Source organism: Oleiphilus sp. HI0079 (assembly GCF_001635105.1).
On record NZ_LWFT01000689.1, the window covers coordinates 1 to 521 of the forward strand.

Sequence of the window (521 nt, forward strand, 5' to 3'; positions counted from 1 at the left end):
AACAACGTAAATGCTTTTACTCTGTTTGCGACGCATTACTTTGAGATGACAGAATTGGGCGAGCAATTAGGCAATGTTGTGAACGTCCATCTAAAGGCAACCGAACACGATGACCGAATTATCTTCCTCCATAACGTTCTCGATGGCTCCGCTAGCAAGAGCTACGGACTACAAGTCGCACAATTAGCCGGCGTACCGCAGGTGGTAGTTGATCACGCGAAGCAAAAGCTGCTGCAATTAGAGCTTGGTTCACACAAAGATTACGGGCAAGATTCCACCTCTGCTCAGGCAAAAAACGTTGCATGTGCACAGAAAAGTGGACAACCAGCTCTTGCCAACAGTGATGACGAATTCCTTCAGGCGGATATGTTTGCAACCGCGCCCAGCCCCATAGAGCAGCAGCTAAAATCGATCGATATAGACGCTTTGTCCCCCAGGGATGCACTAAATTTGCTCTATGAGCTAAAAACAAAACTTAATTAAAACAGCAAAGCGTTATAATGAAATAACGGAATGCTCTT

Annotated in this window: 1 pseudogene; it reads left to right on the plus strand. The window is 45.7% G+C overall.

Going from position 1 to position 521, the window contains the following annotated elements:
* A pseudogene (locus A3750_RS12560) lies at window positions 1-483 on the plus strand (DNA mismatch repair protein MutS); the annotation flags it as partial.
* Window positions 484-521: the final 38 nt, after the last annotated feature.